The 13,083-nt window shown below is 45.4% G+C and carries 10 protein-coding genes; 9 read left to right on the forward strand and 1 reads right to left on the reverse strand.

Annotation, left to right across the window (positions count from 1 at the left end):
- The first annotated feature begins 294 nt into the window (after window positions 1-294).
- Together BS63_RS0103555 and BS63_RS0103560 are read left to right on the forward strand one after the other, a co-directional pair.
- Window positions 295-1,587: an adenylosuccinate synthase gene (locus BS63_RS0103555; protein ID WP_028798438.1), complete on the forward strand. Its 1,293-nt coding sequence runs from the start codon at window positions 295-297 to the stop codon at window positions 1,585-1,587.
- 183 nt (window positions 1,588-1,770) lie between these two features.
- Entirely contained in the window at window positions 1,771-2,400 is a 630-nt protein-coding gene (locus tag BS63_RS0103560) for an NAD(P)-dependent oxidoreductase (RefSeq protein ID WP_002961808.1), read from the forward strand.
- 116 nt (window positions 2,401-2,516) lie between these two features.
- Here BS63_RS0103560 and BS63_RS0103565 read toward each other — a convergent pair whose 3' ends face one another.
- Window positions 2,517-3,227 carry a UTRA domain-containing protein gene (locus BS63_RS0103565; protein ID WP_028798439.1) on the reverse strand — a complete coding sequence of 237 codons (711 nt, stop codon included), beginning with the start codon at window positions 3,225-3,227 and terminating at the stop codon, window positions 2,517-2,519.
- 212 nt (window positions 3,228-3,439) lie between these two features.
- On the opposite strand from BS63_RS0103565, the gene malQ reads away from it, so the two are divergent.
- The 7 genes from malQ to BS63_RS0103595 all read left to right on the forward strand — a co-directional run bounded on the left by malQ (window position 3,440) and on the right by BS63_RS0103595 (window position 12,945).
- Window positions 3,440-4,933 carry a 4-alpha-glucanotransferase gene (malQ, locus tag BS63_RS0103570; RefSeq protein WP_002961803.1) on the forward strand — a complete coding sequence of 498 codons (1,494 nt, stop codon included), beginning with the start codon at window positions 3,440-3,442 and terminating at the stop codon, window positions 4,931-4,933.
- Window positions 4,934-4,937: 4 nt separating this feature from the next.
- Complete coding sequence (gene glgP, locus BS63_RS0103575) at window positions 4,938-7,199, forward strand: glycogen/starch/alpha-glucan family phosphorylase (protein WP_002961802.1); 2,262 nt, start codon at window positions 4,938-4,940, stop codon at window positions 7,197-7,199.
- A 260-nt stretch (window positions 7,200-7,459) separates the two neighbouring features.
- Window positions 7,460-8,251, forward strand: a complete 792-nt coding sequence (locus tag BS63_RS0103580; RefSeq protein ID WP_019775623.1) for an endonuclease/exonuclease/phosphatase family protein — start codon at window positions 7,460-7,462, stop codon at window positions 8,249-8,251.
- A 135-nt stretch (window positions 8,252-8,386) separates the two neighbouring features.
- Complete coding sequence (locus BS63_RS0103585) at window positions 8,387-10,588, forward strand: PTS transporter subunit IIBC (RefSeq protein ID WP_028798440.1); 2,202 nt, start codon at window positions 8,387-8,389, stop codon at window positions 10,586-10,588.
- Between the two features lie 249 nt (window positions 10,589-10,837).
- On the forward strand, window positions 10,838-11,980 hold the full coding sequence (gene tgt, locus BS63_RS0103590) for a tRNA guanosine(34) transglycosylase Tgt (protein WP_002962587.1): 1,143 nt from the start codon (window positions 10,838-10,840) through the stop codon (window positions 11,978-11,980).
- A gap of 118 nt (window positions 11,981-12,098) precedes the next feature.
- Window positions 12,099-12,401 (forward strand): CHY zinc finger protein, encoded by a 303-nt coding sequence (locus BS63_RS1000000111710; RefSeq protein ID WP_002962586.1) that lies wholly within the window; start codon window positions 12,099-12,101, stop codon window positions 12,399-12,401.
- A gap of 13 nt (window positions 12,402-12,414) precedes the next feature.
- Complete coding sequence (locus tag BS63_RS0103595) at window positions 12,415-12,945, forward strand: biotin transporter BioY (protein ID WP_002962584.1); 531 nt, start codon at window positions 12,415-12,417, stop codon at window positions 12,943-12,945.
- Window positions 12,946-13,083 lie beyond the last annotated feature (138 nt).

Consider the following 13,083-nt stretch of genomic DNA (forward strand, 5'->3'; position numbering starts at 1 on the left):
CTCCACTATACAACGAAAAACCTTGACTTTCAAACTTCGGCTATAAATTGGTCATAATTTTTCCTTATGATAAAAGAGAAAATACTAGAATTTTAAAAATGTTCGGAATTTACCTATAAAATGAAGCAGAATAAAACCATTCCTTCATCTTTAGCCGATTTCATTGGTCAAATCTTGAAAAAAAGTCAGAAATTTCCTATAATAAGGTGTTGTAGAAAGCTGATAGGTGAGAGTCCTATCGTCTATTTTCCAGAAAGGGGAAAGGGCCTTATCTGGCCCTTTCGAAGTAAGCATATGACATCAGTAGTAGTCGTTGGAACCCAGTGGGGAGACGAAGGTAAAGGTAAAATTACAGACTTTTTGAGCCAGGACGCCGAAGTTATTGCCCGTTATCAGGGTGGTGACAATGCCGGCCACACCATCGTGATTGATGGCAAGAAGTTCAAACTCCACCTGATTCCTTCTGGTATCTTTTTCCCAGAGAAAATTTCTGTTATCGGTAATGGAGTCGTTATCAATCCTAAGTCCTTGGTGACAGAGCTGGACTACCTGCATCAGGAAGGCGTAAAAACCGACAGCCTGCGGATTTCGGATCGGGCCCATGTTATCCTGCCCTACCATATTAAATTGGACCAGCTGCAAGAAGCAGCCAAGGGAGATAATAAAATCGGTACGACCAACAAGGGTATCGGCCCTGCCTACATGGACAAGGCGGCCCGTGTTGGCATTCGGATTGCTGACCTCTTGGACAAGGACATCTTTGCCCAACGCCTCAAGGCAAACCTGGCTGAAAAGAACCGCCTCTTTGAAAAGATGTACGAATGTCAGCCCCTAGTCTTCGATGAGATTTTTGAAGAATACTACCAATATGGTCAAACCATCAAGGACTATGTGACCGATACTTCGGTTATCCTCAATGATGCCCTTGATGCCGGTAAGCGAGTCCTTTTTGAAGGGGCCCAAGGTGTCATGCTGGATATTGACCAGGGGACCTATCCTTTCGTGACCTCCTCCAATCCTGTGGCTGGTGGGGTGACCATTGGTTCCGGTGTCGGTCCAAGCAAAATCAATAAAGTTGTTGGTGTCTGCAAGGCCTACACCAGTCGGGTTGGCGATGGTCCCTTCCCAACAGAACTCAATGATGAGACCGGTAATCGCATTCGTGAAGTTGGCCATGAATACGGGACAACAACCGGTCGCCCACGTCGGGTCGGTTGGTTTGACTCGGTTGTCATGCGTCATAGCCGTCGGGTGTCAGGAATTACCAATCTTTCCCTCAATTCCATCGACGTCCTCTCAGGCCTACCAACAGTCAAGATCTGCGTGGCTTACGATTTGGACGGCAAACGTATTGACCACTACCCAGCTAGCTTGGAACAACTCAAACGCTGCCAGCCTATCTATGAAGAACTACCGGGATGGGAAGAAGACATCACCGGTTGCCGCGGCCTTGATGAACTGCCCGAAGCAGCTCGTAACTATGTTCGCCGGGTCGGTGAACTGGTCGGTGTTCGTATTTCTACCTTCTCGGTCGGGCCAGACCGAGACCAAACCAATATCCTTGATAGCGTTTGGGCTAATATTTAAGACAGTAAGACAGAGTCCTTGGGAATTTTTCCAAGGGCTTTTTCTATGCTTGATTTTTGGTCTGCAGTCATTTTTGGAACAAAGTGATTGACAGCAGTTCCCTAAAGTTTTAGAATTTAACCTGTAATAAAAATAGTAACAAAATAGAGTGAGTCGAAAACTCAAGCTCCTAAGGAGGTTTATATGAAAATTGCAGTTGTCGCAGCAAATGGGAAGGTCTCTCAATTAGTGATTGAAGAGGCACTTAAACGTGGTCATGAGGTTGTAGCCTTTTCCCGTAGTCAAAATCGCTCAAAAGCTGAAAACTTTGTTCAAAAGGATATTTTGGCTATGACCAAGGAAGACCTGACTGGCTTTGATGCAGTAGTTGATGGATTTGGTGCTTCAACACCAGAGACCCTGCCTCTACATACCAGAACTTCCCAACACTTGGCGGATTTACTTTCAGGCAGTAAGACCCGCTTAATTATTGTTGGTGGGGCTGGCAGCCTTTATATGACTGCTGAACATGATGTCCAACTCTGGCAAACACCGGATTTCCCTGAAGTCTTTCGACCTATAGCTGAGGCCCAAGCTGATGAACTAGCAGAGCTTCGTAAGCGTCACGATGTCAACTGGACCTTTATCAGCCCAGCCGCGGATTTTCAAGCGGATGCTCCAGCAACCGGTAGCTACCTTCTAGGTGGTGAAGAATTCTTTCTTAATGATCAAGGAGAAAGTGTCATTTCTTACGCTGACTATGCTAGAGCCCTAGTAGATATTCTGGAATCGGACGACCATATTCAAGAACGCATCAGCTTGGTTCGCAAATAGCTGGGTAAACCGATTTAAATAGATTTAATCCAATAAAAAGAGCGGAGTCCCTAATTAAGACTTCGCTCTTTTATGCTAGCTAAAAAGGACTGGATTCCTTTTATTTTTCCTGGGTCTTAGCGTTTAGCCATAGTGACAAAGGTAAATTTATCGGGACGGTAACTGATGGTACCGTATTGGAAGAGCTGACCGTTGGATAGATAGGTCAGGCTGGTAACGACAGCTACCATATTGAACTTGCCCAAGTCCGTATTATCCTTTTCTTCTTGGGTGGCATAGCGGAAGGAGATTTCTCGGCGGGAATGGGTAATCTTCAAGCCTAGCTGATTTTCTAGGTACTGATAGATTGATTTCTCAGCAATTTCCTTATTAAGATAAGGGACTACCCGACGATCAAAGTAAGAAAGCTCGAACTCAATCTTTTCACCAGCGATAATGCGACTGCGACCGACACGGTAGAAGTCTACGCTGTCATCCACCTTGAAAATGTCCATGATTTCTTGCTCACCTTGGATGATATAGAGGTTGTCCAATTGTGTCGTAATGTCAAGGTGTTCATCACGGTTGAGCTCATCAGAGGTCTTGATTTCAGAGAGGTAGTTATTTTTAGTCCGCCCATGCTCCATCACGATGGAATTACGGCCCCGCATTTTTTGAATATAGCCATCCAATTCTAAAAGCGACAGGGCTTTGCGAATGGTATCCTTAGAGTAACCATAGACCTCCATCAGTTCATTTTCAGTTGGCAACTCTTGGTTGGCTTGGAGTTTGCCTTCCTCAATTTGCTTTTTGATGTCCTCGTAGACCTGCTTATACTTGCTCATCATATCGTATTTTCCTTTAGTTTTATAGGATAATTCTACCATAAATTCTTACTTTAAGCCAGTTTTATACGTATCATTCATAAAAAAATCAAAAAGAATTACGTAAAACCATTGACAAAGAAAAACGCTTCCACTATAATTAGGCTGTAAAAATGATAATAAAAAGTCAAACTAGGAAGAATTAACCCAAACTAACCTAGTTAATGGAGGAATTTATGGGAAAACGAAAAAGTGGTGTCTTGATGCACATCACATCACTAGCAGGTGACAGAGGTATTGGTTCCTTTGGTCAGGCAGCCTATGACTTTGTTGATTTCTTGGAGGAAACCAAGCAAACCTACTGGCAAATCTTACCCTTGACGACGACCAGTTATGGGGATTCTCCCTATCAATCATTCTCAGCTGTTGCCGGCAATACTAATCTGATTGATTTGGATCTCTTGGTAGAAGATGGTTGGCTGAAGGCAGCAGACCTTGAAGCGGTTGACTTTGGGGATAACCCAGCTAGTGTTAATTACGGCCATCTCTTTGATGTTCATCGCCCCCTCTTGGAAAAGGCAGTCAAGGCTTTCTTACTTGATAAAAATGCCCAAGCAGCCCTAGCCAAATTTGAAGCTGATAACCAATCTTGGTTGGCTGATTATGCAGACTTCATGGCCTTCAAGGAACACTTCGACCTCAAGGCCCTCCAAGAGTGGGACGATAAGAAAGCCATCCAGCGTGACAAGGCGACTTTAGAGAAGCTTCGCAAGAAATTAGTCGATGTCATCGCCTACCACAAGGTGACACAATTCTTCTTCTTCCAGCAATGGCGGGCCCTTAAGGCCTATGCCAATAAGGCAGGCATCGAAATCATTGGCGACATGCCGATCTATGTCTCTGCTGATAGTGTGGAAATGTGGACCCAGCCCCAGCTCTTTAAGGCCGATAAAAATCGCAAACCACTCTATGTCGCAGGTGTCCCTGCCGACGAATTCAGCGATGAAGGTCAGTACTGGGGTAACCCAATCTATGATTGGGAGGCTCACAAGAAGTCTGGCTATGCTTGGTGGATTTACCGCATGCAAGAAGCCCTCAAGCTCTACGATGTCATTCGGATTGACCACTTCAAAGGTTTCTCTGATTTTTGGCAGGTCGATGCCAGCCATGATACCGCTAAATATGGCACCTGGCAGCCAGGCCCTGGCTATGACCTCTTTGCAGCTATTAAAAAGGCTCTGGGTGACCTACCAATTATCGCTGAAAACCTTGGTTATATTGATGAGAAGGCTGAAAAGCTCTTGGCGGATACGGACTTCCCTGGTATGAAGATTTTGGAATTTGGTCTCCAAGGACCAGATCCCCTCAATATGGACCTGCCTCACTTCTATACCAGTCATTCGGTAGCCTATACTGGTACCCATGACAATGAAGTGGTGCGGGGCTGGTACCACGGATTGGACGAAGAAGCTAGAGCCTACACCGATACCTACACCCATCGGGCACCAGGAGAACCGGTGACCCAGGCTATGCTGAGGACCCTTTATGCATCGGTCAGCGATATTGCTATCGCTACCATGCAGGATATCTTGGATCTTCCAGCTTCCAGCCGGATGAATACGCCAAATACCGTTGGCACCAACTGGCAATGGCGGATGACAGCCGATCAATTAACTGACGACAAGAAAGAATTTTTAAAAGCAATTACGCAGACCTATCACAGAGGATAAGAAAATGAGTTTTACGCAATATATAGAAGATAAAAAGGGAAGTAAGTTAGCAGATTTGGACAACAAGACCATTTATTTGGGCCTCATGGACTACGTTAAGGAAAAAGCTCAAGGTCTTGCTAAAAATACTGGTAAACGCAAGGTTTACTACATTTCAGCAGAGTTCTTGATTGGGAAACTGCTCTCTAACAACCTGATTAACCTAGGTATCTACAAGACGACCAAGGATGAACTGGCAGCAGCTGGCAAGGACATTGCCCAAATTGAAGATGAAGAACTGGAACCATCACTAGGAAATGGTGGTCTGGGCCGTTTGGCTTCATGTTTTATTGACTCCATCTCAACCCTGGGTATCAATGGGGAAGGTGTCGGCCTTAACTACCACTGTGGTCTCTTCAAACAAGTCTTCCGCAACAATCAACAAGAAGCTGAGGCCAACTACTGGATCGAAGATGATTCTTGGCTGGTTCCGACTGACATCAGTTATGACGTGCCTTTCAAGGATTTCACCCTCAAGTCACGTCTAGACCGGATTGACGTTCTCGGCTACCACAAAGACACCAAGAACTACCTCAATCTCTTTGACATTGACGGCTTGGACTACGGTTTGATTAAAGATGGGATCACCTTTGACAAGACCCAAATTCAAAAGAACCTGACCCTCTTCCTCTATCCAGATGATTCTGATAAGACTGGGGAACTTTTGCGAATTTACCAACAATACTTCATGGTTTCCAATGCCGCTCAACTCTTGATTGATGAAGCCTTGGAACGTGGTTCTAATCTCCATGACTTGGCGGATTATGCCTATGTGCAAATCAATGATACCCACCCTTCTATGGTCATTCCTGAGCTTATCCGTCTCTTGACTGAAAAGCATGGTTTCGACTTTGAAGAAGCGGTTGCTGTGGTTTCTAAGATGGTGGGCTATACCAACCATACCATTTTGGCCGAAGCCTTGGAAAAATGGCCTCTGGACTACCTCAATGAAGTTGTCCCTCACTTGGTTGTCATCATCGAAAAATTGGCTGCCCTCATTCGTGAGAAATATGCTAACCCAGCTGTGCAAATCATTGATGGAGACAAGCGGGTTCATATGGCCCACATGGACATCCATTTTTCAACTAGTGTTAATGGGGTGGCTGCCCTGCACACGGAAATCCTCAAGAACAGTGAGCTCAAGGATTTCTATGAGCTTTACCCAGAGAAATTCAACAACAAAACCAATGGTATTACCTTCCGTCGCTGGTTGGAATTTGCTAACCAAGATTTGGCAGCCTACCTCAAGGAAATCATTGGTGACAGCTATCTGACTGATGCCACTAAGTTGGAAAAACTCTTGGCCTTCGCTGATGACCCAGCTGTCCAAAAACGCTTGGCTGAGATTAAATTCAACAATAAATTGGCCCTCAAACGCTACCTTAAGGAAAACAAGGGCATTGACTTGGATGAAAATTCGATCATTGACACCCAAATTAAACGTTTCCACGAGTACAAGCGTCAACAAATGAACGCCCTATATGTTATTCACAAGTATCTGGAAATCAAGCGTGGCAAGCTACCAGAAAAGAAAATCACAGTTATCTTTGGTGGTAAGGCAGCGCCTGCCTATGTCATTGCTCAGGATGTTATCCACCTCATCCTCAGTCTGTCTGAGTTGATTAACAATGACCCTGAGGTTAGCCCTTATCTCAATGTCTTCTTGGTAGAAAACTACAATGTCACCGTAGCGGAACACCTGATTCCAGCGACCGATATTTCCGAACAAATTTCCTTGGCTTCTAAGGAAGCTTCAGGAACTGGGAACATGAAGTTCATGCTCAATGGTGCTCTGACCTTGGGGACCATGGATGGTGCTAACGTCGAAATCGCTGAGCTAGCTGGTCAGGAAAACATCTACAGCTTCGGTAAGGATTCCGACACCATCATTGACCTCTATGCCAAGGGTGGCTATGTTTCTAAGGATTACTATGACGGAGATCAAGTTATCAAGGAAGCGGTGGACTTCATCGTTAGCCCCGAACTCAAGGACGTTGGTAATGAAGAACGCCTGGTTCGCCTCCACCATGAACTGATTTCAAAAGACTGGTTCATGACCCTGATTGACCTCAAGGACTACATTGCTACTAAGGAACAAATGTTGGCCGACTACCAAGACCAAGCAACTTGGAACCGCAAGGTTATCAATAATATTGCCAAGGCTGGCTTCTTCTCATCTGACCGGACCATCGCCCAGTATAATGAAGACATCTGGCACAGCAATTAAATAACTGTCTAACAAACTGGCAAAGATACCTGAGCTGGAAGCAAAAGCTTCCAGCTTTTTTTGAGTGCTAGATAGTACTAAAAATAGCTTTTATCCCATTATCTTTGTAGAGAATCGCTTTTGATTTCGGAAAAAAATCAAAAAGTTAAAAAGAATTCCGTAAAACCTATTGACACTGGAAAACGTTTACAGTATAATTAAACCATGCTGAAGAGAACGATTTCAAATTGAAGTCGTTGACTTTGGAAAGGAGTCTGGAGATGAATTTATTGAGCTTGAATGTTCACGCTTGGATGGAAGACCATCAAGACCAAAAGCTTGAGCATCTTGCGGATACCATCGCAGCGAAAGATTATGACCTGATTGCTCTGCAAGAGGTCAACCAGACGATTGCAGCTCCGATAGCTGATGGAGAGGTTAGAGCAGATAATTATGGGCTCATCCTCTTAGGATTGCTTGAGCAACGCGGGGTGGCTGGTTATTCCTATCACTGGTCCACGTCTCATATCGGCTACGACGTCTATGATGAAGGCATTGCCCTTCTCAGTCGCTATCCAGTTTTGGAGGCCGAAGGTTTTTACACTTCAAAGAGTCAGGACATTCACACCATTGATTCCCGGAAAATTATCCGGCTTAAGGTGGAAGTGGATGGTCAGGCTGTGGAAGTGTATTCCTGCCACATGAATCTACCAACCAGCCAAACCGAAAATCAGGTTGATAATCTTAAGCGATTGGTTAGTCATACGGATTTCGCTGGGGTCAAGATTTTTATGGGGGACTTCAATACCGATGCTATCAGTAATCCCCAGGCCTACCAAACCATCCTGGATCAAGGCTTGCTGGATACCTACCAGCTGGCTGAGACTAAGGATTCTGGTGTCACGGTCTGCAAATCTATTGACGGTTGGAAGGGCCAGAGTCAGGACAAGCGTCTTGATTATGTCTTCGTCAACCAGGAGGTTCCAGTCCAAACCAGTCGCGTCATCTTCAATGGCCAAAATCAGGAGGTCGTTTCCGACCACTTTGGTCTGGAAGTGAGCCTGACGATTTAACTTACGTGAATACGGGCGGAAAGCTTGGGAAATGGATAGCCTGGCTAGAAAATCAGGATTTTCTGCCAGCCTCCTAACTTTCAGTCGCTTTCTTATCGCCCTTAATATCATAAATTTATAAAGGAGTAGCTTTAAATGAAAAACCTTAAAAGCTTAGCTAGCTTCGAATTTTGGCAAAAATTCGGGAAATGTTTGATGGTGGTTATCGCTGTCATGCCTGCTGCAGGTTTGATGATTTCTATCGGTAACTCACTTGCCTTGATTGCCCCTACAAACACAACTTGGGTGCAAATCACTAACTTGATTGCCCAACTTGGTTGGGGCTTTCTGAACAACCTTCACTTGCTCTTTGCCTTGGCTATCGGTGGTAGCTGGGCTAAGGAAAAAGCCGGTGGTGCCTTTGCTGCAGGTATTTCCTTCATCCTGATTAACCTGATTACGGGGAACTTCTACGGGGTTCAAGTAGCAGATGTTAACGATGCGACCAGCAAGGCAGTGGTTCACAATATTTTCGGTGGAACCATGCGGGTTGCGGACTACTTTGTCAATGTCCTCAACCAACCAGCCCTTAACATGGGGGTATTCGTTGGTATTATCGCTGGTTTCGTTGGTGCGACTGCCTACAACAAATACTATAACTACCGTAAATTGCCAGATGTCTTGACCTTCTTCAATGGTAAACGTTTCGTACCTTTCGTGGTTATCCTCCGTTCTACTATCGTTGGTTTGATCATGGCAATCTTCTGGCCACTGGTTCAATCCGCTATTAACGGCTTTGGTCAATGGTTGGCCAACTCACAAAATACAGCACCAATCCTGGCACCATTCCTCTATGGTACCTTGGAACGTCTGCTCTTGCCATTTGGTCTGCACCACATGTTGACCATCCCAATGAACTACACCCAACTTGGTGGTACCTACTTTATCCAAACAGGTGCCCAAGCCGGTAAAGCTATGTTGGGACAAGACCCACTCTGGTTAGCCTGGGTAACTGACTTGATTCACCTTAAAGCGGGTGACCCAAGTAAATACCATCACACTTACCAATACACCTTGCAACACTGGACTCCAGCTCGTTTCAAGGTTGGTCAAATGATTGGTTCTTCTGGTATCTTGATGGGTATGACGGTTGCTATGTACCGCAATGTTGACCCTGACAAGAAGAAAAAATACAAATCAATGTTCATCTCAGCAGCGGCTGCAACCTTCCTAACAGGGGTTACAGAACCACTTGAATACATGTTCATGTTCGCAGCTGTTCCACTTTATGTCGTTTACGCTATCATCCAAGGTTGTGCCTTCGCAATGGCTGATATTGTTCACCTGCGTGTTCACTCCTTCGGTAACATCGAACTCTTGACTCGTACCCCAATGGCTATTCGAGCTGGTTTGGGTATTGATGTCATCAACTTTGTTTGGGTAACGATTCTATTTGGTTTAATTACCTACTTCATTGCCAACTTCATGATTCAAAAGCTGAACCTAGCAACTGCTGGACGTAATGGTAACTACGATAGTGAAGAAGTTGACGAAGCTATCCATGCCAACAACGGCGATGCTAATACATCTGTTGACTCTCAAATCGTACAAATCATCAACCTCCTTGGTGGGCAAGATAACATCGATGATGTTGATGCCTGCATGACCCGCCTGCGTGTGACGGTTAAAGATCCAGAACTCGTCGGTGGTGAAAATGACTGGAAGAAGGCTGGCGCTCTCGGTCTGGTTGTTAAGGGCCATGGTGTTCAAGCGGTTTATGGTCCTAAGGCAGATGGCCTCAAATCCGATATCCAAGACCTACTTGACTCAGGTGCTCGCATCCCAGTTGTTGATTTTTCTAAGAAAGAAGAAGCTGCTGCTCCTGAAAATAACTTCAAGGGCGTGACAGAAAATGTTCTCTCTGTTGCTGATGGGGAAATTATCCCAATTGACCAAGTGAATGATCCTGTCTTCTCCGGTAAGATGATGGGGGATGGTTTCGCTGTTAACCCAACAGATGGTAATGTTTATTCACCAGTTGCTGGTGTCGTTACTAGTGTCTTCCCTACCAAACACGCTTATGGTCTCTTGACTGACGAAGGTTTGGAAGTTCTGGTTCACATCGGTATTGATACCGTTAGCCTCAACGGAATTCCATTCTCACCTAAGGTGACCGATGGTCAACATGTTGAAGCTGGAGACCTCTTGGCAGTAGTTGACCTAGATGCTCTAGATGCTGCAGGTAAGGAAAAATCTGTTATTGTAGTCTTCACCAACGCTGCAGAAGTTAAATCTGTCACCCTAGAAAATACTGGTAAACAACCAGCTAAGACTTTAGCTGCCAAGGTTGAAATCTAAGAATAAGTCGGGCAACAAAACTCAAAAAGTTTATTTGTCATGACTGATAGGAAAGAATGTTAAGAAGTCGGGCTTGTGCCCGGCTTCTTTTTGGCTTACAAGCAACGGCCACATATTTGGGGACAATCATGAGTTTCGTAACTAGCAGTTCCACCACCTGCTATCACAGGTGACATCCCCTTCATATTTTGATAGAATAGTAAGGCTAAAGTCGCCCTTGCGAGGGGCTTACAGGGGGAAAATATCACAATGACTGATGTTCCGATTAAGTATCGTCTGATTAAAAAAGAAAAACACACAGGAGCCCGGCTGGGTGAGATTATCACCCCCCACGGGACCTTTTCAACGCCCATGTTTATGCCAGTCGGAACCCAGGCAACCGTTAAAACCCAGTCGCCGGAGGAACTCAAGGAGATGGGCTCAGGTATTATTTTGGCCAACACCTACCATCTCTGGCTGCGACCTGGTGATGACCTAGTAGCTGATGCCGGTGGCCTCCACAGGTTCATGAACTGGGATCAAGCTATTCTGACCGATAGCGGTGGCTTCCAGGTGTATTCGCTGGCGGACAGTCGTAATATCACCGAAGAAGGGGTAACCTTCAAGAACCATCTCAACGGGGCCAAGATGTTCCTCTCGCCGGAGAAGGCCATCTCCATCCAAAACAATTTGGGCTCTGACATCATGATGTCCTTTGATGAGTGTCCCCAGTTCTATCAACCTTACGACTATGTTAAGAAATCTATTGAGCGGACCAGTCGTTGGGCTGAGCGGGGACTCAAGGCTCACCGCCGTCCGCATGACCAGGGACTCTTTGGAATTGTTCAAGGGGCGGGTTATGAAGACCTGCGCCGTCAATCGGCTGCTGACTTGGTCAGTATGGACTTTCCTGGCTATTCTATCGGCGGCCTAGCTGTGGGTGAGAGCCATGAGGAAATGAATGCTGTTCTGGACTTTACCACTCCGCTTCTACCAGAGAACAAGCCCCGCTATCTGATGGGAGTTGGGGCACCTGATAGTCTAATTGATGGTGTCATTCGTGGGGTAGATATGTTTGACTGTGTGCTTCCAACCAGGATTGCCCGCAATGGCACTTGTATGACCAGTCAAGGCCGCTTGGTGGTGAAAAATGCGGCCTTTGCCAGAGACTTTAGTCCCTTGGATCCGGACTGTGACTGCTATACCTGCTGCAACTACAGTCGAGCCTACATCCGTCACTTACTCAAGGCGGATGAGACCTTTGGTCTGCGGTTAACCAGCTATCACAATCTTTATTTCTTGGTTAACCTCATGAAGAAGGTGCGTCAGGCCATTGTGGATGATAATCTCTTGGAATTCCGCCAAGATTTCCTTGATCGCTATGGTTATGGTAAAAATGGCCGGAATTTCTAAGTAAATTGGCTCCTTGCAAGAGGAGCTTAATTTTTGCTCTAATGTCAACCTATTTATTTAAAACGGTTGACAAGTAAAAAATAAGGTGTTAGGATAAGGGCAATAAGAGAGGAAAGCTATGCTAAAGATTTTAGGCCTAGACTTGGATGAGGCGGGTCGTTGCAGCCATTACCATGGTTCCAATGATATTGTCGCCTTAAAGTGTGGTTCCTGTCAGGCTTTTTATGCCTGTTACCGCTGCCATGATGCCATCTGCGACCATTCTTTTAAGGCTTTAGATAAGACGAAATCCAAGATAATCCTTTGCGGTGCTTGTCGGACGCTCATAGATTGGCAGGACTATCACAAGGGGGGCTGCCCATCCTGCCACCATTCTTTTAACCCTAAATGTTCGCGGCATAGTGAGATATACTTTAACTAAGAAAGGGATTCTAATGAAAACCAAAGATCTTGTTTCCGTTGCCATGATGACGACACTGCTGGTCGCCCTCAGTTATGTTCCAGCCATTCCTCTAGGCTTTATCCCTGTTCCAATTGTCTTACAAAACCTTGGGGTCATGTTAGCAGGTTGCCTGCTAGGCGGGAAAAAGGGGAGCCTATCTGTCCTTCTGCTCTTTTTAGTCGGCTTGGTCATCCCCGCTTTTTCTGGTTTTTCTACGACCATTAAAGTTTTGATTGGCCCGACAGCTGGCTATGTCTGGGCTTGGCTCTTTGTTCCTCTGCTGATTAGTTGGGGAGTCACCCATCTACCCAAAGGAGGAGCGCTAGCCAGATTTATCGTCATCTGGCTAGCCGGAGTCTTCCTTGTTGACCTGCTAGGAGGGCTATATTTGGCATTTTATACTGGTATGCCACTCTTTACAGCGGTGGTGTCTAGTAGTCTAGCCTTTATTCCAGGCGACACGATAAAAGTCCTGGTGGCAACTTTAGTTTCACTCCGTTTTCATAAAATTTCAGAAAAATAGTGTGCTGAGATTAGCTTCAGCCTAAAGCTTATCGCCTTTTCATTGTAAGGGGCGACTTTTTTACATTGACAAGCCTTGCTAAGCGTAATAGAATAGTAGTATTCATAATTTTTTGACTAGAAATGCGATAAAGGAGCA

Origin of the sequence: Streptococcus sobrinus DSM 20742 = ATCC 33478 (assembly GCF_000686605.1) — a bacterium.
Lineage (GTDB): Bacteria > Bacillota > Bacilli > Lactobacillales > Streptococcaceae > Streptococcus > Streptococcus sobrinus.

Coding starts and splice junctions, on each gene's coding strand:
- BS63_RS0103555 (WP_028798438.1), top strand. CDS start 295: ATGACATCAGTAGTAGTCGTTGGAACCCAGTGGGGAGACGAAGGTAAA.
- BS63_RS0103560 (WP_002961808.1), top strand. CDS start 1,771: ATGAAAATTGCAGTTGTCGCAGCAAATGGGAAGGTCTCTCAATTAGTG.
- BS63_RS0103565 (WP_028798439.1), bottom strand. CDS start 3,227: ATGATGAGCAAGTATAAGCAGGTCTACGAGGACATCAAAAAGCAAATT.
- malQ (WP_002961803.1), top strand. CDS start 3,440: ATGGGAAAACGAAAAAGTGGTGTCTTGATGCACATCACATCACTAGCA.
- glgP (WP_002961802.1), top strand. CDS start 4,938: ATGAGTTTTACGCAATATATAGAAGATAAAAAGGGAAGTAAGTTAGCA.
- BS63_RS0103580 (WP_019775623.1), top strand. CDS start 7,460: ATGAATTTATTGAGCTTGAATGTTCACGCTTGGATGGAAGACCATCAA.
- BS63_RS0103585 (WP_028798440.1), top strand. CDS start 8,387: ATGAAAAACCTTAAAAGCTTAGCTAGCTTCGAATTTTGGCAAAAATTC.
- tgt (WP_002962587.1), top strand. CDS start 10,838: ATGACTGATGTTCCGATTAAGTATCGTCTGATTAAAAAAGAAAAACAC.
- BS63_RS1000000111710 (WP_002962586.1), top strand. CDS start 12,099: ATGCTAAAGATTTTAGGCCTAGACTTGGATGAGGCGGGTCGTTGCAGC.
- BS63_RS0103595 (WP_002962584.1), top strand. CDS start 12,415: ATGAAAACCAAAGATCTTGTTTCCGTTGCCATGATGACGACACTGCTG.